17 protein-coding genes are annotated in these 25,044 nt (G+C 71.4%); 12 read left to right on the top strand and 5 right to left on the bottom strand.

The features are described from left to right. Nucleotides 1–18 precede the first annotated feature (18 nt). Nucleotides 19–1,266 (bottom strand): globin domain-containing protein, encoded by a 1,248-nt coding sequence (locus tag CG723_RS26910; RefSeq protein ID WP_159032550.1) that lies wholly within the window; start codon nt 1,264–1,266, stop codon nt 19–21. A gap of 127 nt (nt 1,267–1,393) precedes the next feature. Between CG723_RS26910 and CG723_RS26905 the strand changes: the two genes are divergently transcribed. From CG723_RS26905 to CG723_RS26890, 4 genes are all read left to right on the top strand, one after another. After that, nucleotides 1,394–3,670, top strand: a complete 2,277-nt coding sequence (locus tag CG723_RS26905) for a serine/threonine protein kinase (RefSeq protein WP_234374534.1) — start codon at nt 1,394–1,396, stop codon at nt 3,668–3,670. Continuing rightward, nucleotides 3,667–4,893 (top strand): hypothetical protein, encoded by a 1,227-nt coding sequence (locus CG723_RS26900; protein ID WP_234374533.1) that lies wholly within the window; start codon nt 3,667–3,669, stop codon nt 4,891–4,893. The genes CG723_RS26905 and CG723_RS26900 overlap by 4 nt, the downstream gene beginning before the upstream one ends. Further along, nucleotides 4,890–6,194, top strand: coding sequence for an extracellular solute-binding protein (locus CG723_RS26895; protein WP_100596080.1), 1,305 nt, complete (start codon nt 4,890–4,892; stop codon nt 6,192–6,194). Before CG723_RS26900 ends, CG723_RS26895 begins: the two co-directional genes overlap by 4 nt. Nucleotides 6,195–6,321: 127 nt before the next feature. Continuing rightward, nucleotides 6,322–8,028: a hypothetical protein gene (locus CG723_RS26890; RefSeq protein ID WP_442802591.1), complete on the top strand. Its 1,707-nt coding sequence runs from the start codon at nt 6,322–6,324 to the stop codon at nt 8,026–8,028. An 87-nt stretch (nt 8,029–8,115) separates the two neighbouring features. Here CG723_RS26890 and CG723_RS26885 read toward each other — a convergent pair whose 3' ends face one another. Beyond that, nucleotides 8,116–10,524, bottom strand: a complete 2,409-nt coding sequence (locus tag CG723_RS26885; protein ID WP_100596079.1) for a D-alanyl-D-alanine carboxypeptidase — start codon at nt 10,522–10,524, stop codon at nt 8,116–8,118. A 195-nt stretch (nt 10,525–10,719) separates the two neighbouring features. Here CG723_RS26885 and CG723_RS26880 point away from each other — a divergent pair, with 195 nt between their 5' ends. The 3 genes from CG723_RS26880 to CG723_RS26870 all read left to right on the top strand — a co-directional run bounded on the left by CG723_RS26880 (nt 10,720) and on the right by CG723_RS26870 (nt 13,131). After that, the gene (locus tag CG723_RS26880; protein ID WP_100596078.1) at nt 10,720–11,451 is read left to right on the top strand and encodes a GOLPH3/VPS74 family protein; all 732 of its coding nucleotides are present in this window, start codon (nt 10,720–10,722) and stop codon (nt 11,449–11,451) included. Between the two features lie 355 nt (nt 11,452–11,806). After that, nucleotides 11,807–12,628: a helix-turn-helix domain-containing protein gene (locus tag CG723_RS26875; RefSeq protein ID WP_100596077.1), complete on the top strand. Its 822-nt coding sequence runs from the start codon at nt 11,807–11,809 to the stop codon at nt 12,626–12,628. Nucleotides 12,629–12,921: 293 nt separating this feature from the next. Continuing rightward, entirely contained in the window at nt 12,922–13,131 is a 210-nt protein-coding gene (locus tag CG723_RS26870) for a DUF397 domain-containing protein (protein ID WP_100596076.1), read from the top strand. Nucleotides 13,132–13,297: 166 nt separating this feature from the next. Here the strand turns inward: CG723_RS26870 and CG723_RS26865 are convergent, their stop codons facing one another. Then, entirely contained in the window at nt 13,298–14,140 is an 843-nt protein-coding gene (locus tag CG723_RS26865) for a hypothetical protein (protein ID WP_100596075.1), read from the bottom strand. Nucleotides 14,141–14,221: 81 nt separating this feature from the next. Here CG723_RS26865 and CG723_RS26860 point away from each other — a divergent pair, with 81 nt between their 5' ends. Together CG723_RS26860 and CG723_RS26855 are read left to right on the top strand one after the other, a co-directional pair. Further along, nucleotides 14,222–15,004 carry an SDR family oxidoreductase gene (locus CG723_RS26860; RefSeq protein WP_100596074.1) on the top strand — a complete coding sequence of 261 codons (783 nt, stop codon included), beginning with the start codon at nt 14,222–14,224 and terminating at the stop codon, nt 15,002–15,004. A gap of 233 nt (nt 15,005–15,237) precedes the next feature. Then, nucleotides 15,238–16,824: a sodium:solute symporter family protein gene (locus CG723_RS26855; protein WP_100596073.1), complete on the top strand. Its 1,587-nt coding sequence runs from the start codon at nt 15,238–15,240 to the stop codon at nt 16,822–16,824. 59 nt (nt 16,825–16,883) lie between these two features. On the opposite strand, the gene CG723_RS26850 is transcribed toward CG723_RS26855, so the two are convergent. Next, on the bottom strand, nt 16,884–18,023 hold the full coding sequence (locus CG723_RS26850; RefSeq protein WP_234374532.1) for an ADP-ribosylglycohydrolase family protein: 1,140 nt from the start codon (nt 18,021–18,023) through the stop codon (nt 16,884–16,886). 263 nt (nt 18,024–18,286) lie between these two features. Here CG723_RS26850 and CG723_RS26845 point away from each other — a divergent pair, with 263 nt between their 5' ends. Together CG723_RS26845 and CG723_RS26840 are read left to right on the top strand one after the other, a co-directional pair. Then, nucleotides 18,287–19,369 carry a tyrosine-protein phosphatase gene (locus CG723_RS26845; RefSeq protein WP_100596072.1) on the top strand — a complete coding sequence of 361 codons (1,083 nt, stop codon included), beginning with the start codon at nt 18,287–18,289 and terminating at the stop codon, nt 19,367–19,369. A gap of 184 nt (nt 19,370–19,553) precedes the next feature. After that, nucleotides 19,554–19,685 carry a DUF397 domain-containing protein gene (locus CG723_RS26840; RefSeq protein ID WP_100596175.1) on the top strand — a complete coding sequence of 44 codons (132 nt, stop codon included), beginning with the start codon at nt 19,554–19,556 and terminating at the stop codon, nt 19,683–19,685. Here CG723_RS26840 and CG723_RS26835 read toward each other — a convergent pair. After that, nucleotides 19,664–23,326 carry a tetratricopeptide repeat protein gene (locus CG723_RS26835; protein WP_234374531.1) on the bottom strand — a complete coding sequence of 1,221 codons (3,663 nt, stop codon included), beginning with the start codon at nt 23,324–23,326 and terminating at the stop codon, nt 19,664–19,666. The genes CG723_RS26840 and CG723_RS26835 overlap by 22 nt on opposite strands. A 247-nt stretch (nt 23,327–23,573) precedes the next feature. Here CG723_RS26835 and CG723_RS26830 point away from each other — a divergent pair, with 247 nt between their 5' ends. Next, on the top strand, nt 23,574–25,013 hold the full coding sequence (locus CG723_RS26830) for an FG-GAP-like repeat-containing protein (protein WP_234374530.1): 1,440 nt from the start codon (nt 23,574–23,576) through the stop codon (nt 25,011–25,013). Nucleotides 25,014–25,044: the final 31 nt, after the last annotated feature.

Genomic DNA, 25,044 nt, shown 5'->3' with positions numbered 1-25,044 from the left:
CCGTCACCTACGAGGTCGTCACGGACGAGGCCTGATCCAGGGAACCTCACGCTTCATCAGGAACCACTCCGCCGCCGTCTCCGGGCGCTCCCCCGTGTCATGGCGGACCAGCGGGTCGTGGTGGACGCGGTCGGGCGGTACGCGGTGCAGCATGGCCAGTTGGGTCTCCACCGTGTCGACCATGGCCGAGGGGCCGCTGACGTAGACGTGCGGCCACTCGGCGGGCGCGTGCCGCAGGCTCTGGGCGGTGGCGTACCGCGTCAGCTCCCGCAGGAGCGTCGCGTCCGCGTCGGGCCGGTCACGCGCGGGCAGCGCGCCGACCAGCCGCAGCCACGGGTGTGCGCCGCCGAGGAGTTCCAGTACGCCGAGGTCGTACACGTCGTCCTCCGTGCGGGCGCCGATGAGTAACGTGGCGGTCGCCGAGCCGCGGCAGACGGCGAACTCCTCGATCAGCGCCTTGATCTGCGCCCAGCCCGTCCCCCCGGCGACGAAGAGCAGCTCCCCCTCCGGGGCTTCGGGGAGCGTCGTCGTGCCCAGGGGCGGGCCGAGGCGGACGGAGCCTCCCGGGGCGGCCTCGTCGACCAGGGCGCTGCTCAGGAGGCCGCCCTCGACGCGGCGTATGTGGAAGTCGAGGGTGCCGTCGGCGCGCGGGGCGTTGGCGATCGAGTACGGGCGCCAGACCTGCGGTGCCTCGGGGGCCGTCAGCGTCGCGTACTGGCCGGGTATGAAGGGGTACGGCCGGTCGGGGCTGACCGTGAGGACGGCGATGTCCTCGGCGCGTCGCTCGTGGCGGAGCACCTCCGCGTCCCACCAGGCCGGCTCCGACTCCGGCACGGACTGCGCTCCGGCGATCATGATTTTGGAGATGAGTTCGTAGGCCGCGCGCCAGGCCGCCTCCGTCTTGGGCGTCCAGGCGCTGCCCGAGAAGACCTTCAGGGCCGCTATCAGGCTGCGCCCGACGGCCGGGTAGTGCTCGATGCGGGTGCCGAACTTGCGGTGGTCGAAGCCGAGGGTGTGCAGGTGGCCGACGAGGGCGTCGGTGTCCTCGAGGTTCAGGATCGCCATGGTCAGGGCGGCGAAGAGGCGGTCGCGCTGTTCCTCCATCCGCTCGGGGAACATGGCCCGCACACCGGGGTTGTGCTTGAACAGATGGGCGTAGAAGTACTTGGTCAGCGCCTCCGCGCGGCGTTCCGCGACGGCGAGGCTGGAGCGGATCAGGGCAGGGTTGAGGGCGGCGTACGGTCTCGCGCCTGTTCTCGTCGTCACGGGCCGGGGCCTCCATTCCACGATCAGGCCGGAGGCCTACACACGGGCGCCATCCGGACGCCGCGCCCCTATCCTGAGGCAGCATGCAGGGGGACGCGGGAGCAACCGGAGAATTCAGGGGCGGCCGATGACGGCGTCCTCGGGTCCGCTGTTCGTCATGCCGCCTCCGGACGGGCCGCGGGACGCATGGGTCACGCTGCCCGACGAGGGGCCCGATCCGACGGCGCTGCCCGAGGTCAGGCCGCGCGACGACCGGGGCCGGGCCGAGGGTCCCGGTGAATCCGCCCTGGAGCAGGGTGAGTTACTGGCCGGCCAGTATCAGGTCGTACGGCGTCTCGGGCGCGGCGGCATGGGCGACGTATATCTCGCGCTCGACAAGAAGGTCGACGACCGCGAGGTCGCCGTGAAGACCCTGCGGCCGGAACAACTCGCCTCACGGCTCGGCTCGTTGGAGGACGAACGGCAGGCGTTCGCCGACCTCCACCACGACGGGATCATCCCCGTCTTCAACTACGGCCGCCACGCCCGCGTCGGCCCGTTCCTCGTCCTGCCGTACGTCGACGGGCTCAACCTCGACGAGATCCGGGCGCTCGCCCGGCACGACCCGGACCGGTTCGGCGGCGCCCGCTTCCACGAGTTCGTGCTCGCGTACGGGCTGCGCGTCCTGTCCGCGCTCGACCATCTGCACGCGCGGCCCGCACCCCGCAAGGTGTACGGCGATCTGAAGCCGCAGAACGTGATGCACGACGGCGCCACCACCAAGGTCATCGACGTGGGGTCCATCCGCGAGGAGGGCGCGTCCGGCCTGACCACCGACGGCTTCCGCGCGCCGAACGTGCCCCTCGCCCCGCCCGCCCTGAACGGCGCGTCCGCGCCGCGCGACGACCTGTTCAGCCTGGGCGAGACGCTGCGCACGCTGAGCGGACTCGGCATCGGACCCCACTCGCTGGCCGAACTCGGCGCCCTGGACCGGATGCACGACGGCGACCCGATGACGGCGCAGGCCGTCGCGCTGACCACCACCCCGGCGCCGGAGGGCCTCGGCCTCGTCTCGCTGGCCCGCGCCCTGCGCCGCGCCACCCGCCCCGAACCCGCCGACCGGTACGCGGACGCGGCCGAGATGGCGGATCAACTGCGGGGTGTGTTCCGTGAGTTGAGGTCGCTGCGGACCGGGCAGGAGACGTTCGAGCCGTCGCCGCTGTTCATGCAGTCCCCGTATGCCCTGGACGGAGCGCTCGGCGTCGCGCCGGTCCTGCCACGCTGGGCCACCCCCGCCGGAGGCACCCCGCCCACCCCGCTGCACGAGCCGCCGTCCGCCGCCGATGTCGCGGGCCGGCTGCCCGTGCCGCGCCCCGACCCGCACGACGCCCACCACGACGGCCTCAGCCGCCTGGCCGACGCCGACCCCGCCGCGCTCCTCCAGCACACCGGGGACTGGCGGGATTCCCCCGAGGTACGGCTCCTGCGGTGCAGGCTCCGGCTGCGCGTCGCCGTACGCGCCGAACGGGCGGAGGGCGAACGGCCGGACCTGGAGGCCGCCGCCGAGGAGCTGCGCGGCGCCGTCGACGGCATCGGGCGCGAACTGTCGAGGCACGACTGGCGCATCGACTGGCACCGCGGCCTCCTCGACCTCGCCAACGACGACGTGGCGTCCGCACGCGACTACTTCGACCAGGTCTACGGCGCGATCCCCGGCGAGTACGCGCCCAAGCTCGCCCTCGGCCACTGCGCCGAGCGGCTCGGCCACTGGCACGAGGCGCTGACCTTCTACGAGGCCGTACGGCTGCGCAACCCCTCGCTCGGCAGCGCGGCGTTCGGCGCGGCGCGGGCCGGCCTCGCGCTCGGGGGCGCCACCCCCGACACGTACGCCATCGAGGCGCTCGACGCGGTGCCGCAGCACTCGCGACACCGCACGGGGGCGCGGACCGCGACCGTGCGCATCGCCGTCGAGTACGCGACGACGGCCAACGGCCTGCGCACCGCTCTCACCCGGCTCGCCCGGCTCTTCAACGAGCACGGGCTCACCGACGAGCAGGCCCGCGTACGGATGAAGGCCGAGGTGTGGGAGGCCGCGCAGCGCCTCGTGGCGGACGGGAAGGTGGGGAAGGAGGCGCTCGCGCGGCTCTCGGAAGCGGCGGACCGGCGTGACGGAGACGCGCGGGACTCGGGCGGACGGCTCGAATTCCCGTCCACGGAAGCCACGTTGAGGCGCCAGCTCTCACAGTTCTACCGGGCGCTCGCCCGGCAGGCCGCCCGCTCCGGCAGCCCGCACGGCGAGGCCGTCGCCGAACGCCTCCTGGACCGCGCCTACTTGGTCAGACCGCTCGCCCTGTCGCACCGCCGCGACGGAACCTGGCCGACCCGCCTGCGGCTCACCGGGCGGCGACCGGCGGCGGACCGGTGACCCCCACGCCGGGGCTGGCGGGTGAGTGGGCCAGGCGCCTCGCGAGCGCCGCACTCAAGGGCGTACGCGTGCTGTGGCGGTACGTGTGGGCCCCGCCGGCGCGGGCCACGAAGCCCGCGGCGGCCCCGCCCCGTAACCGCGCCTACCTCCACGACCGCCTCGTCGCCCTCCCCCTCCTCGCCGCCATCGCCTTCTCCGGACTCGGCTTCACCGCCACGTCCCTGCGCGACGACTCCGCCACGATCCGCACGCACATCGCGCCCGCGCTCAGAGACCTGGCCGACGCGCGGATCTCACTGCGGATCGCCCAGCGGGAGGCCGAGGTGAGCCTCGGCGCCGGGGACGCCGTCGAACTGAGCGGGCTCAGCCCCCGCTACGGCTCCCGCATCACCGGCGCCGCCCAGGACCTCAGCCAGGTCTCGCGCAGCGGCGCCCTGACCGCGGCCGAGCGCCAGGAGCTCGACGTCGTCTCCGGCCTCGTCGACGGCTACGAGCGCTGGATCGCCTGGGCCCAGACGAACGTCTCCGACGGGTCCCTGTACAGGGCCGGACTCTCCTACGCCCAGAGCATGCTCTGCTCGCCCGATCCCCACGATCCCTACGAACCCGCCACCGGCCGCTACGCCCCCTACCCCCGCTGCGCACCCGTCACCGGCAGCGAGGCGACGACCGTCGTCGACCGCATCTCGGATCTCGAACGCGCCCTGCGCCACCGCCTGGAGGCGCGCGCCACGCTCGGCCCCGCCGCCGTCACCGCCGCCGCCGTGTCGGCCGTCGCGTTCGTGCTGCTGACCGCCGGCCTGTGGCGCACCCTGCGCTTCCTGCGGATCCGCTTCCGCATCCTGGCCAGCCCGCCGCTGCTCGCCGCCGCGCTGCCGCTGCTCGCCGTACCCGTGATCGCCCTCAGCGGGCTGTACGCGCACGCCGCCCAGGAGGACACCGTGCCCATCGCCCGCCGCCTGTACGCGGTGACCTCGCCGTCCACGGAGGTCATCTTCGAGGAGCGCCGCACCGACCCGCTCGACCCGCACCACCACCGCGCCATCGTCACGCTCGCCGACTCGATGGACGACGTCCTGGACAACCGCCGGCTCGCCGGCCTCGACGCAGTGGCCCCCTGGGCTGCGCCCGTCGGCCTCCTCGTCGCCGGCGTCATAGGCGCCACCCTCCACGCCTACCGACGCGAGTATCTGCTCGTGGGGCGCCCGGGGACCGCCGTATGAGGCGCCGGAACAGAGTGCTGCGGCTCGCGCTCGCCGCCTGCCTGCTCGCCCTCACCGCGCTCACCGGCGGCTGCGCGGGCGGCGACACGCACCGGACCGTCGTCGTGCTCGGGCCGTGGACGGGCGACGAGGGCGCGGCGTTCGAGGCCGCCCTCGCCCGCCTGTCGCACCGCAGTGGTGACCACTACGTCTACAAGGGCACCCGCTCCCTGCGCGAGACCCTCGTGGCGCAGTTGGAGGCCGGCGCCCCGCCCGACGTCGCGATCCTCAACAGCATCGGCGAGCTCACCGAGTACGCGGCCGACCGCAAACTCGAGCCGCTGTCCCCGGAGGCCGCCGAACGCGGCTACCCGCCCTGGTTCCCCACCCTCACGCTCGACGGCAGGCGCCGCACGTACTGGGTGCCGCTGCGCGTCAACCTCAAGAGCATCGTGTGGAGCAAGCGCAGCACCGGGGCCAAGGCGCCCAACTGGTGCGTGGGCATGGCCGCGGACGCGACCTCCGGCTGGCCCGGCACCGACTGGATCGAGGACATCCTCCTCCACCAGGCGGGCCCGGACACGTACACGCGGTGGGCCACCGGCCGCCTCCACTGGGACAAGGACGCGGCCGTGCGCCGGGCCTTCACGACCTGGTCCGAGATCCTCGGCCCACGGACGCCGGAGTCCGTCGAGGACTCCCTCACCATGTCGTTCGAGGGCACACCCGACCCGAAGGACCCGACGGCCACCAAGCGCGGACTCCTCGGCGGCTCGCTCCCGGGCTGCACCCACGAACACCAGGGCTCCTTCATCCGCTCCCTCTACCCGGGCGCCATGGGCGACCACACCCTGCGCGTGGAGCCGGCCGCCCGGTTCCTGCACGGGCAGCCCGCGTACAACGACGCGTACGAGGTGTCGGGCGACATGGCCGCCGTACTCACCGACAACCAGGCGGCGCAGGACCTCGTCACGCTCCTGACCAGCGAGGACGGCCGCAAGACCTGGTCGCGGGCCACGCAGCCGCACCTGCGGCCCTTCTTCCCCGACGCGAGCGACCCCCAGCCGGACGACCCGACCGGCGCGGCCGTCGCCTCGCATCTGACCGATGACACGGACACCCTGTGCTTCGACGCGTCGGACGTGATGCCGCCCGTGCTGCGCGACGCGTTCTACCGGGCCGTCCTGACCTACTTCCAGGACCGGCGTACGACGACGCTCGACACGCTCCTCAAGCAGCTGGAGACCGTCCGCAGCCGGATCGCCGGACCGTTGTCGGGCCCTTCGGAGCAGGCGCACGCGCCGGACGACATCTGCGCGTAGCCGCGTCGCAGGCCGACGGCCCTGCGTAGATTTGCCGTGAATATCAAGGGCGCGTCAACCAACTCTCGGGCCACGGCTAGCGTCTATCCGAACACAATTGCCCGTCCGACCGGAACGGAACGCCGCAGTGGCCTCTGCCGAACTGTCTCCACCCTCTGCCGCACGCGCGCGCCGGTCCCCGGACATCCCCGAGCCCTGGCACGGCCGGCACCGGACGGCCCTGCTCGTCACCGCCTGCATACTGCCGCTGCACGTCCTGTGGCTGGCGTTCCTGGCCACCGGCGGCGGCGACCTCGCGGCACAGGTGGCCTGGGCCGAGTTCGCCAAGATGTACCCCGGCTCCGCGTACAACCTGTTCTGGTACGGCGGCCTCCACATCGCCAACTACAGCCTCATCTCGCCCTATCTGATGGCGTTGTTCGGCGTCATCCCCGTCACGCTCCTGTCCGGCGTCTCGTCGACCTGGCTGGCCGCGTCGATCGTCGAACGCACCGGCATCCGAAGACCACTGTGGCCGGCCCTCGTGGTGGGGTTCTCGCTGTGGTGTCAGGTCGTGTCGGGGCGCTCGACGTTCATGCTGGGCGTGGCCTTCGGGCTCGCCGCCGTCCTCGCGCACATGAACGGCCGGCGCATCGTCATCGCGACGGTGTGCGCCGCGCTGTCCACGATGGCGAGCCCCGTCGCCGGGCTCTTCCTCGTCGTGGCCGGCGCCGCGTGGCTCCTGAACCGGCAGTGGGGCAAGGCCCTGTCGCTGGTCCTGCCGCCGGTCCTCATCGTGGGCGTGACGACCTGGTTGTTCCCGTTCAAGGGGGAGCAGCCCATGCCGTTCGAGCGGATCTTCCCGCCCGTCATCCTGTGCGCGGTCGTCCTGGTGTGCGCGCCGCGCGCCTGGCGCGTGGTGCGCCTCGGCACCGCCGTGTACGCGCTCGGCGTGCTGCTCACCTATCTGATCGCCACCCCGATCGGCACGAACGTGGAGCGGCTCACGGAGATCGTGGCGCCCGCGCTGATCCTCGCCGCCGTGATGAACCGGGACCGCGGGCCCCGCTACGACGGCCGGCGCGGCCGGTACTTCCCGCTCCACCGCCAGCGCGTCATGTGCGTCGCCGCGATCGTCCTCTCCCTGGGCTGGCTGTCCGGCAAGACCATCGCCGACGTCGTCGCCAACACCGAGGTCCCCGAGTGGGCCGTCAAGACGGACGGCGTCGTCTCCACGCTGAAGAAACTCGGCGCCGAACGCACCCGCGTCGAGGTCGTCCCCGCCCGCGACCACCGCGAGGCGGCCGTCCTCGCGCCCTACATCAACATGGCGCGCGGCTGGAACCGGCAGGCCGACGTCGAGCGCGGACGGCTCTTCTACGAGGGGCACGGCGGCACCGACGTGCCCGAGGGCGCCTTCTCCTCCGCGTCGTACCACGCCTGGCTCTCCGAGTGGGCGGTCGGCTTCGTCGTCGTCTACAACGGCGAGCCGGACGGCCCCGCGGAGCTGGAGCACAAGCTGGTGTCCAGCGAGCCGGGCTACCTCGAATCGGTGTGGCAGGACGCCAACTGGCACATCTACCGCGTGAAGAAGGCGGTTCCGCTGGTGGACTCCCCCGGCTCGGTGGTCCGTTCCGACGGCGCCAACCTCGTCGTACGGATGCCGAAGGCCGGCTCGATCATCGTGCGGATCGCGTACTCGCCGTGGCTGTGGGCGGACGACGGGTGCCTGCGCGAGGAGGGCGAGTTCACGCGCCTGACGGTGAAGGAGCCGGGCGACGTCCGGATCAGCTCCCAGTACGGGGGACCGTCCGGCAAGACGGCGCCCAAGTGCGTGCCGCCGAAGGAGAAGTGAGCGGATCCCTTTGCGGGGGCCTGCAACGAGAAGCGCCCCCACGGCTGTGTGCCGTGGGGGCGCTTCTGCGTGAGGCCTACTGGGACGTCAGCCGACGCGGGTGAGCTTCTCGCCGAAGCCTGGTTCGGTCAGGTCCTTCTGGAGGGCGACCGGGACGGTGACCGCGCCACCCGAACCGTCGCCGACCTTCAGCTCGCCGACCTGCGTACCGGCCTTCGCGCTGTGCGGGATGACGGTGCCCTTGGCGCCGTCCGCCAGCTCCAGCTTCACGGTCAGGCCCGCCCAGCCGACCGCCGAGACGTTCTTCGTCACCACGACCGGGGTCTGCCCGCCGAGCCCGTCGTCCACGTACCCGACGACGTCGCCCTTCTTCAGGATCGTCGACGCCTTCACCGCGTCCTGCGCCGCGAGCATCGCCGTCTTGCTGACCGCGTTGACGGTGTCGATGATCGGCGCCCGGTGCTGGCCGAGGATCGCGCCGACGACCGTCACGGTCTCGCCGCCGGCGTCCTTCGTCGCGGCGAAGAGCAGGTTGCCGCCGGCCTTGGTCGTCGAACCGGTCTTCACGCCGACCGCGTTGTTGTACGGGACGAGGCGGTTGTAGTTCTGCCACGTCTTGCCCGACGGGTCCTTCCACGTCGGCAGCTTGGTGATGTCCATCAGGGCCTGGATCTTCACCAGCTCGTTGCCGAGCTTGACCTGGTCCCGAGCGGTGGAGACGGTCGTCTCCTTCAGCCCGGACGGGTCCGTGTACGTCGTGCCGGTCATGCCGAGGTCCTTCGCGGCGGCGTTCATCTTCTTGACGAACGCCTCCTCGGAACCGGCGTCCCAACGGGCCAGGAGCCGCGCGATGTTGTTCGCAGACGGAATCATGATGGCCGACAGGGCGTCCTTCTGGCTGAGCTTGTCGCCCTCCTTGACGGTGTTCAGCGTCGACTCGCCCTCGGAGTCGTAGCCGCCCTCCGTCTCCGCCTTCGCGTCCACGTCGATGGACGGTCCGTCCTTGCCCGGCTGCAGCGGGTGGTCCTTGAGCACGACGTACGCCGTCATGGCCTTGGCCACGGACCCGATCGGTACGGGCTTCTGCTCGCCGAACTGATCCATCGAGCCGATGCCGCTCACGTCCATCGAGCCCTGGCCCTCGGCGGGCCACGGCAGCGACACCTTGTCCCCGTCGAACGTGAACGTCGACTTGGCGGTCAGTGCCAGCGTGGGCGCGGGCAGCGCCCTTACGGTCTGTACGACCGCAAACAGGACGGCGAGCAGCAGGACGATCGGCGTCCAGATCTTGACCCTGCGCACGGCCGTACGGACCCGGGTCTCCGCGGGCGGCGGCGTGTTCGTGAGCTCGGCCAGGAGGTCGAGCGGGGGCAGCGGCGGGAGCGGCTGCTGGGTGGTGCGCTCGGGTCCGACGTAGGGCTTCGCCGGCGGCGCGGTGGGCTGCGCCTTGGGCTGTGCCTTGGGCTTGGCCGGAGCCCCTGAGTCGAACCCCTTGAGCGGTACGAATTTGCTGGTGCGCTCGGCATCGGACTCGGCCTTGCCCGCACCGGCGGGCTTGGACCCGAGCGACTTGAGCATCTGGGTCGGCTGATCGACGGGCGGCTTGACGGCCTTGAAGACGGCGGTGGCCTGGTCGACGGCTGGGGGCTTGGTTTGCGCGTCGATGGGCTTGGCGTCGTCGGCCGGCTCCGCCTTGTCGGCCGGCTTGGCGTCGGCGGGTACCTCGGCCTCTTCGGACGGCCCGGCGTCGGCCTTCGCCTCATCGGCCGGCTCGGCGCCCTCGGACGGCTCCGCGTCGGAGTCGGACGCCTCGGCTTCCGGTGCCTCAGGGGCATCGGCCGGCTCGGCGTCGTCGACGGTTGCCTCGGGAGCGTCGGCCGACTCGGCGTCCGCGTCCACGTCGGACTCCTCGGGCGCGTCCGTGGCCTCGGCATCGGCCGAGTCCTCAGCGGCGTCCGCCTCGTCGTCACCGGAGTCGGCACCTTCGGACTCGGCGGCGTCGTCCGCCGCCTCCGGCTCGTCCGCCCGGTCCGCCTCGGGGGCGTCCGCGTCCCGGTCACCCTCCGCCGCGTCAGGGCCACCCGCACCGGCCGCCTCGGGCTCATCGGCGGAGCCGTCCCGCGGACCCGCCACCCAGGCCGCCACCGCGGCACGCAGGCGTGCGTCGCCCGGCTCGTCGCCGGAACCCGGCTCCGTACCGTCCCCGGAACCCGCCTCGGGCTCCGGGTCCGCCCCGGAATCCAAGGCGCCCGAGCCCTCCGCGCCGGAGGCGTCCGTCGAGCCCGAGTCGGAGTCCGAGTCCGGATCCGGCGCAGAATCCTCCGCCGAACCGGATTCCGTCCCCGCCGCCGGAACGTCCCGGACGGAGAACACCGCCGTCGCCTGATCGACCCGCTCCGGCGACTGCCTCGCCATCGCGAGCCTCGGGTCCCGTTCCTCCGGGGTCGGTCCTCCCGACGACTCCTGCTGCTTCGACCTGTCGGGGGTCCCCGCCACCGATGCCTCCTCGCTACGCGCCACGCGCTACGCCGCTGCTGTCCGAACCATGTACCAGTGTCCTGTGTGGGGGCTTCACCCACGTGGTAGACGAGAACGACATACCTACTGGTTCCCGCACAAAGCACCCACGCACCCTCGACAGACCAATGTGAGAGGGGTCACCCTGTCATTCATCCACGCGGGGAGGCATGGATGGGCAGGAGCCGCAGAACAATTCCGGAGGAGCTTCTGCTGCTCGCTCTGGACCCGGCCACGGGTACCACAGCGCAGCCGCAGTCGCTCGACCTAGGTCTGGCCGGAGCACAGCTAGTAGAGCTGGCGCTGGCCGGACGGATAGCCCCAGACGGGGATCGTATCGCCGTGGTGGCACCACGGCCGACCGGAGATCCGACTTTGGACTGCGCACTGGAGTTGCTGCGAAGGCGCGGCACCCCGGTACGCGCGGTGCACTGGATCGGCGGGCCCCGACTGGGGCTCCGCCAGACGTATCTCTCGCATCTGGAAAGGTGCGGCATGGTCCATGCCGTGGCCGGCCAGATGTGCGGAGTGTTGCCGACGACTCGCTACCAGGCGACGGAGACGGCCATCAGCCGGGAGATCAGGTCCCGGCTGGACACCGCGATCCGTACCGGCGTACCGCCGGACCCACGGACCGCGGCGCTCGCCGCACTGGCCCACGCGGTCGGACTCGGCAAGCACCTGTATCCGGGGAACGAGGGACGATCGTCCCGCTCCCGGCTGCGGGACCTGATCAGGCACGACCCCATGGGCGGCCTCGTGGCGCACGCCGTGATGGACGTCCAGAACGGTGTGGCCGCTCAGCCACGCCGCAGCCCGGCCCCGCCGGGCAGGGGAGCGCCGGAGCCCGGCAGGGTTCCGATGCAGCCGCATCACGGGTCGATGGCCCGTGCCGTGGCGCACTGAGCAAGAACACGGGCAGGACCGCGAGTATCAGCACCGCACCAACTGAACAGCCCGCACCGCAACAGCGCCGCACCGCAGTCCCCAAAGACCGGTCCGGGAGCCGCTGAGCCGCGCGGGGTGCCGGATCCGGACGTCGGGACGACGACACGGACCGGCACCCCGCGCGGCCGCGTGTCCGGCCACTGCCACACGTCCCGCCACGGCCGCATGTCCGGCCACGTGCCCAACTGTCGTGTCCGCTGCGCATATCCGCCGTTTCCCAGCGGTATGAAGCCCGGGGTGGCAATCTGCTGAGCAGCAGATTCGCAAGATACGCAAAGAATCACAGAGGCACGCAGCCGGAGGTGCACGTCCCGTGGCGTCCAATGTCAATCCCACCGTGAGGCGACGCCGGTTGGGCCAGGAGCTGCGCCGGCTCCGCGAGCTCAAAGGCATGACCGCCGAAGAGGTGGCCGAGCGGCTCCTGGTCTCACAGTCGAAGATCAGCAGGCTCGAGAACGGGCGGCGCAGCATCAGCCAGCGCGACGTCCGCGACCTGTGCGGGGTCTACGAGGTCGAGGACCACCGCATCGTCGACTCGCTCATGCAAATGGCCAAGGACTCCCGCCAGCAGGGCTGGTGGCACTCCTTCGGCGACATCCCGTACAGCGTCTACATCGGTCTGGAGACGGACGCGGCCAGCCTGCGCGTCTACGATCCGCAGGTCGTGCCGGGCCTGCTGCAGACCCGGGCGTACGCGGAGACGCTGATCACGGGCGCGCTCCCGGAGACGACGCCGACCGACATCGACAAGCGCGTCCAGGTCCGCGTCCGCCGCCAGGAGCGCATCGTGGCCCCGGACAACCCGCTGCGGCTGTGGACCGTGCTCGACGAGTCGGCGCTGCGCCGCGTCGTCGGCAGCCGGACCGTCATGCGCGAGCAACTGGAGCACCTGGTCGAGCAGTCTCAGCTGCCGCATGTGACCGTGCAGGTGATTCCGTTCGACATGGGCGCGCATCCGGGCCTGAACGGCCAGTACGCGATTCTGGAGTTCCCGGACGCCGCGGATTCGAGCGTCGTCTACATCGAGGGCGTCACCAGCGATCTCTATCTGGAAAAGGCAAACGATGTGCAGAAGTACAGCGTGATGTACGAGCATCTGCGGGCACAGGCGCTGAATGTGGAACAATCCAGATAGTTCATCGCGAAGATCGCCCAGGAATACGCACTCCAGGAAGCGGCCTAGGGGAGGTCCAAAGGCGGTCCAGAGGGACAGAATCCGCCCCCCGCGAGAAAAGTGCCGCACGGTACACCTTCGCCGCGGCGGGGCGGAAGACCCCACTGGAATATGCCATCCGGTCGAGTGAATGGCCTCTTCGCGCACCGATGTTGGCTAGTAGCGTCGATCACGCCATCAAGCACCACGTTGGCGCAAACCGCTTCACAGGAGCGGTGACAGCAATTCGACCACTGGCTAAACCGGAGCAAAAAATGGCAATTCACCAGGGCGGCACGAATTCCTGGACCAAGTCCTCCTATTCGACGGGGAACGGCGCATGCGTCGAGGTCAAGTCCCCCCTCCTGCACGCGATCGCGGTGCGGGACTCGAAGGCCCCCGAGGGGCCCTCGATCGGCTTCGCCCCCGATTCATGGAACTCCTTCGTGACCGAGGTCGGCCGGGGCGCCTTCGACGCCGCCTGAGGCATCGGAGAGCACCCCATCGCAGCACAGCACGGACTCGGCACCACCGCATCAACTCAGCGCCACAGCACCATTTCGGCACCAACAGATCACCACTGCGGTACTGAAAGAGCCCTCTCGACTGGCCCGCCGTCCTGGCCGAGGGGGCTCGGCTTCTTTCAGCGGGTCACCCGCGCAGCCGGTCCACGTACGTGTCGGTGCCGGGGATCGTCGGGACGAACGGCGCCACCAGCTCGACGCGGCCGAGGCCCGACTCGTGAACCGCCGTGTCCAGCCCCGTGAAGTGGTCCTCCCAGCAGTCCGCCGGGTCCGCCTCCAGGAACCACAGGAGCGTCAGACGGGTGTCGACGCCCTCGACCTGCTTCACGTACGACATCCGGTCGCCCGGCAGCGGCGTCGGGCGGAAGACCGTGACCATCGCAGCCGGTGAGCCCGCGATCCGCTTCGGCAGGTGGCGCGAGCGCAGCCACTCCAGCAACTCGTCGCGCTGCTGGGGCCCTTCGGCGTCGATGACCTCCACCACCAGACCCCGGTAAGGGTGGTCGAGTGCGTGGTAGTCGCGCGGTCCGGCCGCCCCGTCGCGGTACACGGTCGCCGCGTGGTCCTGGAACGCGGTGAAGACGTGCGTGCGGTCCTGATAGACGCGCCCGTCCCGGTTGAGCCGCTTGTTGATGCCGACGGTCCACTTCATGTGGTCGTCGTAGCGGCCGTCGGTGATCCAGTACGTGGAGATGTAGCAGCCCGCGGTGACCGGCTGCGCGACCGCCGACTTCTCCGGGTAGCGCAGCAGCTGGAGTTCGCGCGTGGCCACCCAGCGGCGCCCCGAGTACATCCAGGGCATGGCCATCGCGCCGGCGTAGTAGTGGTCGTCCTCGTACCAGCGGTTGTACGCGTACTCATGGCCCGGGTGCGGCTCGACCATGGTGATCAGGGCGTGCCCGGGGCGCACCCCGTACGGGCCGACCGATGCCAGCTCCGCGTACACCTCGCTCCTCGTGTCCTCGCTCACGACGCTCCCCTTCCTTCCTCCACCGGACGGGCCTACTCTGACGCCCCGTCAGAAGAACTGCCATAGCCGGGAGGCGACCGGATGCTCCTGAACGGAAAGACAGTGGTCGTGTCGGGGGTCGGGGCCGGGCTCGGCCACCAGGTCGCCGCGGCCGTGGTGCGCGACGGCGGCAACGCAGTGCTCGGCGCGCGCACGGAGGCGAACCTCGCCAAGTCGGCCGCGGAGATCGACCCGGGCGGTACGCACACCGCGTACGCGGCGACGGACATCACCGACGAGAGCCAGTGCGAGGCGCTGGCGGGACTCGCGCGCGAGCGGTTCGGCGGGGTCGACGCCGTGGTCCATGTCGCCGCCTGGGACAGCTACTTCGGCGGTCTTGAGGACGCGGACTTCGCGACGTGGCAGCAGGTCATCGACGTGAACCTGCTGGGCACGCTGCGCATGACGCGGGCCTGTCTGCCCGCACTCAAAGAGCGGGGCGGCTCCGTCGTCGTCATCGGCACGCAGTCGGCCGTGGCCGCGCCCTCCCAGGTGTGGCAGGCCGCGTACGCGGCGTCGAAGGGCGCGCTGACCTCGGCCATGTACTCCATGGCCCGCGAGCTCGGCCCGCACCGCATCCGCGTCAACACCGTGCTGCCCGGATGGATGTGGGGGCCGCCGGTCGAGGCGTACGTCCAGTTCACCGCGCACACCGAGGGCGTATCGCAGGACGAGGTCCTGGGGCGGCTCACCGAGCGGATGGCGCTGCCCGAGCTGGCCACGGACGGGGACGTGGCGGATGCCGCCGTGTTCCTCGCGTCCGACCGGGCGCGGGCCATCACCGGGCAGTCGCTTCTGGTCAACGCCGGTGAGCTGATGCGGTAGTTCCGCGTGGCACCCCCGACAGGCGACCCGCACGAGCAACCAGGACCCGACCGCACGGCACCCACCGCCGTGCGGTCCTTTTTGCCCTCATCTCAGTTCACGGACATGAACACAGGTCAATAAGTAGAACGATTTTACCGTCCCTTGACCCTCCGGTGCGTTGTCCTGGCCCTTCGGCTCCCCACACCATGAACGGCGTTCACAAGTAGGACCAGACCCCTGGAGGGGGCTCAATGAACAGTCTCGACTGGGCCGTGCTCATCGGCTACTTCGGCATCATGGTCGCGATCGGCGTCTGGTCCCACAAGCGTGTGGACGACGTCTCCGACTTCTTCACGGCCGGCGGCAAGATGCCCTGGTGGCTGTCCGGCATCTCGCACCACATGTCCGGCTACAGCGCGGTGATGTTCACCGGATACGCGGGCATCGCCTACACGTACGGCGTCACGTCGTTCGTCACGTGGTCGTTCCCGATCGCGCTCGGCATCGCCATCGGCTCGAAGCTGTTCGCACCGCGCATCAACCGGCTGCGCTCACGGCTGCACGTGGCGTCCCCGCTCGAATACCTCAAGAACCGCTACAACCTGGGCACCCAGCAGGCGCTCGCCTGGTCCGGCATGCTCCTGAAGATCGTGGACGTGGCCGCCAAGTGGGCCGCCATCGCCACCCTGCTGTCCGTCTTCACCGGCATCTCCATCAACCAGGGCATCCTGATCACCGGCGCCATCACAGCGATCTACTGCACCATCGGCGGACTGTGGGCCGACGCGCTCACCGAGCTGGGGCAGTTCATCATCCAGCTCATCGCCGGTGTCGCCATGTTCGTCGCCGTCGTCTCCAAGCTCGGCCCGTTCGGCGGCATCTTCGGCGTCTGGGACGAGCCCGAGCTCGCCGGACACGGCAAGCCGCTCGTCGGCCCGTACGGCACGGTGTTCCTGCTGGCGTTCCTCTTCATCAAGCTCTTCGAGTACAACGGCGGCATGCTCAACCAGGCCCAGCGCTACATGGCCACCGGCTCCGCCCGCGAGGCCACGCGCTCGGCCCGCCTCTCGGCGATCCTGTGGCTGGTCTGGCCCGTTGTCCTCTTCTTCCCCATGTGGGTGTCGCCGCTCCTGGTGCACGCGCAGAAGCCGGACGGTTCGGACTCGTACGGCCTGATGACGGAACAGCTTCTGCCGCACGGCCTGTTGGGCCTGGTCATCGTCGGCTTCTTCTCGCACACGATGGCCATGTGCTCCTCCGACGCGAACGCCATCGCCGCCGTCTTCACCCGTGACGTGGCGCCCGCGGTCTCGAAGAGGGCGAAGGAGCAGTGGATCGGGAACAAGGGGCTGCTCGCCGCCCGCCTCACCACGGTGGTCTTCCTCGGTCTGTCCATGGCGGTCGCCACGCAGGTCAACTCGCCCACGTTCAAGGACATCATCACCGTCGTCATCAAGTGGGTCGCCGGCCTCATGGGCCCGATCGCGATCCCGATGATGCTGGGTCTGCTGCGCACCTTCCGCAAGTCCGGTCCCACGGCGGCGCTCACCAGCTGGGCCGCGGGTCTGCTCGCCTTCTGGCTGGTCAACTACCCGATCAGCTGGAACGTCGAGGGCGGTGTGCCGCTCGAGTACCAGGTGTCGATCCCGCTGGCCGTCTCGCTCGTGCTCTACATCCTCATCGGCTACCTCAAGCCGGAGGACACCCCGGAGCGGGACGCGCTCATCGAGCGCATCAACACGGACGACGACGGGTCCACCGGGGCGGCGGCGGTTCCCGCGCCGGCGGAGCCGCAGGACGGGACGGTCGGCACGCAGCCGCCGGGCCGACTCTCGTAGGACTCGTTCCTCACCGGACGCCGGGCGGGCTGATCACAGCCGGTCCGGCGCTTCGGCGTTCACGCCCTCGGGTAGCGGGCCAGCCACCCCGGCGAGGACGCCGCGGGGCTGTGCAGGGCGGGCCCCTGCGTCATCTCCATCGCGAAGTCGTCGGCGAGCTCCAGGACCGTGGGGCGGCCCTCCAGCTCGGTCACCCAGCCCGGCGGCAGCGCGGTCTCCCCGTGCAGGGCGCCGAGCAGGCCCCCGCACAGCGCGCCGGCCGCCTCGGACGGGCCGCCGTGGTTCACCGCGAGACACAGTCCGTGCCGTATGTCCTCGCCCACCAGGGCGCAGTACACCGCCACGGCGAGCACGCCCTCCGCGAGCCCGTCACCCGCGAGTTCGTCGACACGGGCGGCCGACGGCATGCCCTGGCGGACCGCGCCGAGCGCGTGCTTGAGCGCGTCCGTGACCGGCTGGTGCCCCGGGCGCGCGGCCAGCAGGACGAGGGCGCGCTGCACGGCGCCGTCCAGGCTCTCGCCGCGCGCGAGTCCGTGCACCAGGACCGCGTACGCGCCCGCGGAGAGGTAGGCGGCGGGCGCGCCGTGCGTCTGGACCGCGCACTCGGCGGCGAGCTGGAAGACGAGCTGCGGCTCCCAGCCGACGAGCAGCCCGAACGGGGCCGAGCGGGCGGCCGGCGCGGATCCGGCGGCGGCCACGTTCTTCGGCTTCTCCAGGGTCCCCATGACGTCGTTGCCGAGTCCGAGGAGGCAGTCGCGGGAGGGGTCGCGGCGCGAGTACAGCCACTCCTCGCGGGCCAGCCAGCCGTCCTCCTTGCGGCGCTCGTCCGGGCCCCAGTCGCGCTGGGTCGCGGCCCAGCGGAGGTAGGCGCGGTGCACGTCGGTCGGCGGATGCCAGGCGCCCGTGTCGCGCCGCACCTGCGCCCTTATGAGACCGTCCACGGTGAAGAGCGCCTGCTGGGTGGCGGCGGTGACGGCGCCGCGACGCCCGTAGGCGGGAGCGAGGTCGGTCAGTCCCTGCGGGCCGTGCGCGGCCCTGACCTCCTCCAGGGAGAGTCCGGCCAGCGGCGCCCCGAGGGCATCGCCGAGCGCGGCCCCGATGAGCGTGCCGCGGACCCGGCTGCGGAAATCCTGCTGCTCGGCGCGGCCCCATACGGCCGATGAGGGTCCCCCCTGCTTGGGGGTCAGTGGGGCTGCCACGGGGAGCTCTCCCCTCCGGGTCTCGTTACGCGTGCGACGACTGCGCAGCACTGTAATCGACGGGGCGTACGCGGTTGAGAGCCGAAGCGGCACAGGCGAAGTCGCCCTTGAGGCCAATTCACCCGCTATTCTTCCGCAAACCGGACGATGTCCCGGGGAACGGCCCGGTGACCTGCGGCGCGGCGCCGCTCGACGGCCGTCCGACGTGCGGCGTTCACCGTGCGTTGGCTCACGCATCGCCGGACACCCGGAACATCCGCACCATGACGCAGATGACTCGTGTCAGGGCCTCCTCGTACGCCCTGGCCGCCGCCCTCCTCGTGGGCCTCTCCGCACCTGTCGCCGCCGCGCACCCCGCCTCCCACGACGGGCAGACCTCGCACCACCGCATCCCGTTCACAGCGGCGACCGTGACGGCGTCCGAGGACGGCTCCTCCTTCACCGTCGAGTGGAAGGCGCCCGGTCTCCGGCACGTGGTGGTCCGCGCGGGCGGCCGCACCGTCGCCTCCGGCGGCTCGACCGGCAAGGTCACCGTGCGCGGCCTGCCCGCCGCCGACCGCCAGTGGTTCGACCTGGTCCCCGACCGTGGCCAGGGCCTGCACCTCGCCGACCGCGAGATACGCCTCGACGGCGCGGTCAACTTCCGTGACGCGGGCGGCTACCGCACCACCGACGGGCACTGGGTGCGGATGGGCGAGATCTACCGCACCGCTTCCCTGGACAAGCTCACGGACAGGGACCTGGCGAAGCTGAAGCGCCTGGGCATCTCCGTGGACTACGACCTGCGTACGCAGCAGGAGCGCGCCTCCGCGCCCGACCGCGTCCCCGCCGGCTCCCGCTACGTCGTCGCGGACGTGCTCGGCGACCTCGGCGGCCTGTCCGGCATGCCCGCGACGCCGGAGGCCGCCGCCCAGCTGATGGTGGACGCGGAGAGGACCATGGTCTCCGCCCCCACCGCGCAGAAGGCCTACACCACGGTCTTCCAGGGCATCGCGGACGCCGACGGCGCGAACGCGCTGTTCCACTGCACGGCCGGCAAGGACCGCACGGGCTGGGCGAACGCCACGCTCCTGACCGCGCTCGGCGTGCCGCGCGAGACGGTGATGAACGACTACCTGGCCAGCAACACGTACCGCGCGAAGGAGAACGCGGCGACGCTCGCCGCGATGCCGCCCGCCCAGGCCGCCGTGTACAAGCCGATGCTGGACGTCCGCCCCGAGTACCTGAACTCGGGCTTCCAGGAAGTGACGAGCCGCTACGGCACGTTCGACCACTACCTGGACAACGCCCTCGGCCTCAGCCACCACGACGTACGCGACCTGCGCGAGGACCTGCTGGTCGGCTAGCGGGTTTCCCGGCGGCGTCCGCCGAGGAGGGCGAACTCGCGGGGACCGCCCTCCTCGGCGAAGGGGCGACCGACCCTCACGGCAGGCGGCAGGGCGGTGCTGGGACGGGGCCGTTCATGGCGATGCATCTCCCCTTACCCGCACGCAGCCACAGCCGGGGAGGAGTCCCTGCACTTCCCCGGTTCTGCGGAGCGGAAGGCCCGGTCGCAGCGGCACCGTCCACGTCCGTGACTCCAAGAACCGGCGAGGCCCTCAACTGGCCTTCTCCGACAGCTCCTGGCGGGGATCCATCGCTTACGCCGCATACCGTTCCTGAACGGCGTCCCTTGCTGCCGCGACCCGTGCCAGACGGGGGGCGAGGCGGGTGCGGTCCGCGCCTGGACTGTTGAGGAGCTCCGTCAGGGCGAGTGCGATCTCGGTGAGATCGTCCCAGGCCGCGCCGGAGGCCAACAGCTCGGCGAGCCGGCTGTCCAGGGCAGGCCAGTCGGCGAGAGCCGCGGAACTGAGCAACAGAAGGCTCTGATCCTTCGCGCGCGTGGAGAGTTCCGGGACCGCCGCAAGCTGCTCGGCGTCCCGCCACGACGCTTCCGCCGCGTGCCCGTCACCGACGCCGGCGGTGAGGGCGAGTTCTATGCTTCCGGCCACGACGTCCTGTGTGCGCAGCCGCGTCGCCACTCGCCGTGCCGCGGCCACGTTCCCGAGCAGGCGCAGCGCGTAGACCTCGACCTGAAGTGCGGGGCCGTCCGTCCCGTCGCCGCCCTCTCCCCGCTGCCCCAGCTCCGCCAGAGTCTGCTCCGCATGCCCCTGGTACAGATGGATCACGGCGCGAGCGAGATGGTTCTGCCCCCGGTCTCCGCCCAGCTCCAAGTGCCGGGCGAGATCCGCCCAGGCCTGGTCCAGGCGGCCCACGGCAAGCGACACGTTGATGCGAATGTCGAGATACGAGGCGGACGACGGGTCGAGCTCGACCGCCCGATCGGCGTCCGAGAGGGCCCGTGGGAAGTCACGCAGATACCGGTGCACCTCGGCTCGCTGCGCCCACGCCCAGGCGTAGTCCGGGTCCAGCTCCAGGGATCTGCTCAGCGCGGCCAGCGCCTCGTCGTCACGGTCGAGCCGGTAGAGGGTCATGCCTCGACACGCGTGGGCCTGCGCGTACTCCGCGTCCAGTCCGATCGCCCGGTCGAATTCGGCGAGAGCCTCCACGTACCGCCGGGTCATGCGCAGGACCTCGCCGCGCTCGACGGCCACCCAGGCCAGATCCGGCCCCAGTTCCTTCGCGCGGTCCAGGTCTGCCATCGCGCGGTCCGGTGCGTCCAGGCGGTGCGATGTCTTCGCCCGGTGGACCAGTGCCCATACGTAGTCGGCGTCGAGTTCGAGGGCCCGGTCGAGAGCCGTAAGCGCCTCCGCGGTGCGGTCGAGGCTCCTGAGGGTCACTCCCCGGCGGGCATGCGTGACCTCGTCCGTACCGTCCAGGCCGAGAGCCACGTCGAAGTCGGCCAGCGCCTCCTCGTACCGGCCTTCCTGGCGAAGGGTCTCCGCCCTTTCCCTGCGGTACCAGGCGTTGTCCGGCTGGATCTCCACCGCGCGGTCGAGATCCGCCAGGGCCTGCGCCGTCTCGTCGCGCGCGTTCCTCACCCCGGCCCGCTGCACCAGCGCCCACCCGTAGTCCGGGCTGAGTTCGATCGCCCGGTCCAGGTCGCGCAGGGCCAGTTCGTCGTGGTCCGTCACGTGATGGGTCACGCCCCGGCTCGCATGGGCGGCGGCGTACGCGTCGTCGATACTCAGGGCCCGGTCGAACTCCGCGAGAGCTTCCGGGTAGCGGCCGGCGAGGCGCAGGTGTTCGCCGCGCTGGAGAGCCACCCAGGTGTCGTCCGGGCTCACGCTCAGCGCGCGGTCCAGGTCCTCCCAGTGCCGCGTGTCGTCGCCCCGGTCCCGCCACACCTTGGCCCGGTACGTCAGAGCCCGCGAGTCGGTCGGCTCCATGGCGATGGCCCGGTTGAGCACGTCGAGGGCCTCGTCACCGCGCTCCAGGTCGTACAGGGAAAGCCCCTTGATCACCAAGGCCTCGTACCCGTCCGCGCCGAGTTCCAGGGCGCGGTCGGCGTCCGCCAGCGCCTCTTGGAGGTGGTCCAGGACCCAGTGTGCCTCCGCTCGCCCGATCAGGAAGTCGGCGTCGCCCGGAGCGAGTTCCACCGCCCGGTCCAGATCGACGAGGCCGTCCTCGGCGCGGCCCTGCATGAGTCGGGTGTAGCCACGGCCGTAGTACGCCCTCGCCTGCTCGGCGTCCAGCCCGATGGCGTGGTCGTACTCGGCCACCGCGCGCTCGAGCTGCCTCTCGTGGCGCAGGTCCCGGCCCCGTACCGTCCGGATGAGCGCCCTTGTCCGGGGGTCCTGCGCCGCCCGGTCGAGGAGCAGCCCCAGAGCCGCGACGGTCCCTCCCGCTTCCAGGGCGCTGAGCAGGTCACGCCCCCACTGGGCCACGGTGTCCGCGCCCGCGTCGTCCCCCGCCTCCGCGATCATCTGCGCCCAGGCCCGTCCGACGGACTCCCCCTCGTCGATCGCGTCGACGGCCTCCCGCAGGACGCCGGGCAGCGCGGTGCGGGGGCCCGCGCACAGCAGGTGGTACGACTGGGCGAGGCGCAGCTCGCGCCAGCTCCTCGCCGACCACGCGTCGGACCCGGACAGTCCCGCCTCCGCCTCCGCCCGCCAAGCGCCGAACGTCTCCGCGAGCCGCGTCTGCCGGTCCGCCCAGTCCCGCGGCGACTGATGGCGCTGCAACCGCAGCATCTGCGAGCGCACCACCCCGTGGTACTGGACCCGGTCGCCGCGGTCGCTGACGAACGCCAGCCCGCGCAGCCATCCGTACAGCGTCGCGGCGTCGTCGTCCGGGCACCCCACGGCGGCCCGGAAGACGTCCGCGTCGAGGCGGCGTGGCAGAGCACAGGCGAGGGCGACGGCGCGCCGCACTTCGTCCTGTTCCCACTTCAGGAACCGCTCGACGGCCGTGGGGCTCGGGTCGCCGACGTCGTCAGGGTCGGCGGGCCGGCTCTCGGCCAGGGTGGAGACCAGGACGGGGAGGCCGCCCGTCAGCCGCAGCACCTCTTCGACGACAGGCTCGGCGACCACTCCCTTGTCCGCGAGCAGGCCGCGCGACTCGGCCTCCGTGAAGGGTTCGAGCGGGATGTTCCCCACGTAATCGGCGTAGCCGCCCCATCGCGACGCATCGAAGTCACGCTGGCCGGCGGTGGTCACCACGACGTTCGCGGGAAGCGTCCCGTACCGCTCCGTCGTCATCACATCCCGCAGCCACCCGTCCAGGAACGGCCCGGTCCGCTCGTACGTGTCGAAGAACAGCACGACCCACGGCACGGAAGCGGCGATGTGTGCCAGCTCGGTGAGCAGGACCGGGGTCAGGGACTTCTCCGGCGCCAGGACCAGTTGCGCGTCCTCCTGGCTGCCCAGCCGAGCGCTGAGGCCCGCCTTCAGCCGGTCTGCTCCACGTGCGAGCGGGGCGGGGTCCACGGCCCCGGCGAATGCTCCGACGCCCGGCACGAGTCCGAGACCCACCAGGCCCGCCCGTGCCACTGCCATGCTGCCTGCCGAGGGCGAGGCGGGCTCGGACTGCTCCGGAACCAGGGCCGCAGCGGACGCCGACTCGGCCTCGTGACGGTGCTCCCGGTGTGCGGCAAGCCGCCGGTCGAGGTCCTTGAGGCGGTGACCCTGCGCGGCGAACTGTGAGCCGAGCGCCGCCAGAGCCTCCGGAACGCTGCCCACCGCCTCGTCGACGTACGCCGTCAGCGCGCCGCGCTCGCGCGCCACCTGCTCGAGTTCCCGCACCAGGAAGGTCTTGCCGACCCCGGCGTTGCCGTGGACATGGAACAGGAACCGATGCCGCTCGTCGTCCACCGGTATCTCGAAGTTGCCCCGGAACGCGGTGAGTTCGTCACGTCGGCCCACGAACCCCGCGCGCCTGCGTCGACGTATCAACTCCTGCATCGACGGCCTTGAAGCGCCCACGGCGCACACCCCTCCCCGTCACCGCCAGATCCCTGCCCTTCAGTGTGCCGCACGTCCCGAACGAGGGCCTGCCCACGCGCTGTTACAGGCTTGGGACGTACGCACTCCGGGGCGCGTACAACGTTTTCCTTGGGTGGCCTGTCTTTCTTCACGTAACCAGGAACACCCCCACAGGACACCAAGAAGGATGGGAACAGTGCGCCGCACTCTCGTCACAGCCCTTGCCGTCACCGCGCTGGCCGTGCCGCTCGGACTCGCGTCCGCCGCCGGTACCGCCGCCGCTGCCACACCCGTTCCGCCTCGCGTCCCCGCCACGGACTTCAACCACGACGGGTACGGGGACCTCGTGCTCGGGGCGCCGGGCGCGACCGTGTCCGGGAAGGAGACCGCCGGGGCCGTCTCCGTGGTCTACGGCGGGAAGAACGGGCCGGACATCGCAAACTCCAAGGTCTTCACCCGCTCCACCACCGGGATACCCGGGGCCGCCGAGGAGGGCGGCTACTTCGGGGAGCGCGTCACCAGCGGCGACCTCGACGGGGACTCGTACACCGACCTGGTCGTCGCCGGGCTCGGCGGCTCGCCGAGCGTCGTGCTGTGGGGTTCGGCCGCCGGGCTGAGCGGGCAGGGCAGTGTCGCGCTGCCCACGTCGACCGGGATGTTCGCCGTCGGCGACTTCAACGGCGACGGGCACCGCGACCTCGTCACCGACGACTACCCGCGCAGCGACGACCCGGACGACGACGACGCCGGGATGACCATCTCCTACGGCCCCTTCGACCGCGCGAGCGGCAAGCCGGCGAGCCAGGACTCCATCGTCACCAGCCAGACCTTCGGCCCCGCCGACATCGTCGTCGGCGACATGACCGGGGACGGCGCCGACGACATCGTGACGAGCCACGGCTTCGAGGAGATGGCGTACGCCAGCAAGTTCTGGAAGGGCGGGAAGGACGGCGTCTCGCACACCGCGAAGTCGCTGACCTCGTCGTTCCGCGGTGCCGTCGGTGACGTCGACGGTGACGGGTACGGCGACCTCGTCGTCCACGACATCGGCGACAACTACGAGGACATCCCGTACGAGAAGGGCACCGTCCTCGTCATGTACGGGACCGCGAACGGACCCTCCACGACCCGCACGAAGACCATCACGCAGGACACGTCCGGCGTGCCCGGGGTCGGCGAGAGCGGCGACATGTTCGGCACCGACATCTCCGCCGGTGACGTGAACGGCGACGGCTTCGCGGACATCGCCGTCGGCGTGCCCGGCGAGGCCATCGAAGCCATCAAGGACGCCGGCAGCGTCGTCCTGCTCAAGGGCGGCCGCGGTGGCCTGTCCGGCACGGGCTCGCAGGCCTTCAACCAGTCCACGACCGCCGTGCCCGGCGCCTCGGAGACCGGCGACGGCTTCGGCCAGCAGGTCGTCCTGTCCGACCTGAACGGCGACGGCAAGGCCGACCTGACCGCCGCCGCTCCCCTGGAGGACGGCACGTACACGGACTCCGGCGCCGCGTGGGTGCTGCGCGGGGCCACCGGCGGGCTCACCACGAGCGGCATCACGTCGTTCGGCGCCGCCGCCGTCCATGTCCCCGAGAAGAACGCCCAGCTGGGGCAGGACCTCGGCGCACGGTAAACGACAGCGGGAGGGGGTGCGGAACCCAAGA

The sequence above is a fragment of the Streptomyces sp. CB01635 genome (genome assembly GCF_002803065.1).
Classification (GTDB): Bacteria; Actinomycetota; Actinomycetes; order Streptomycetales; family Streptomycetaceae; genus Streptomyces.
This window is presented reverse-complemented; position numbering and strand designations above follow the sequence as displayed.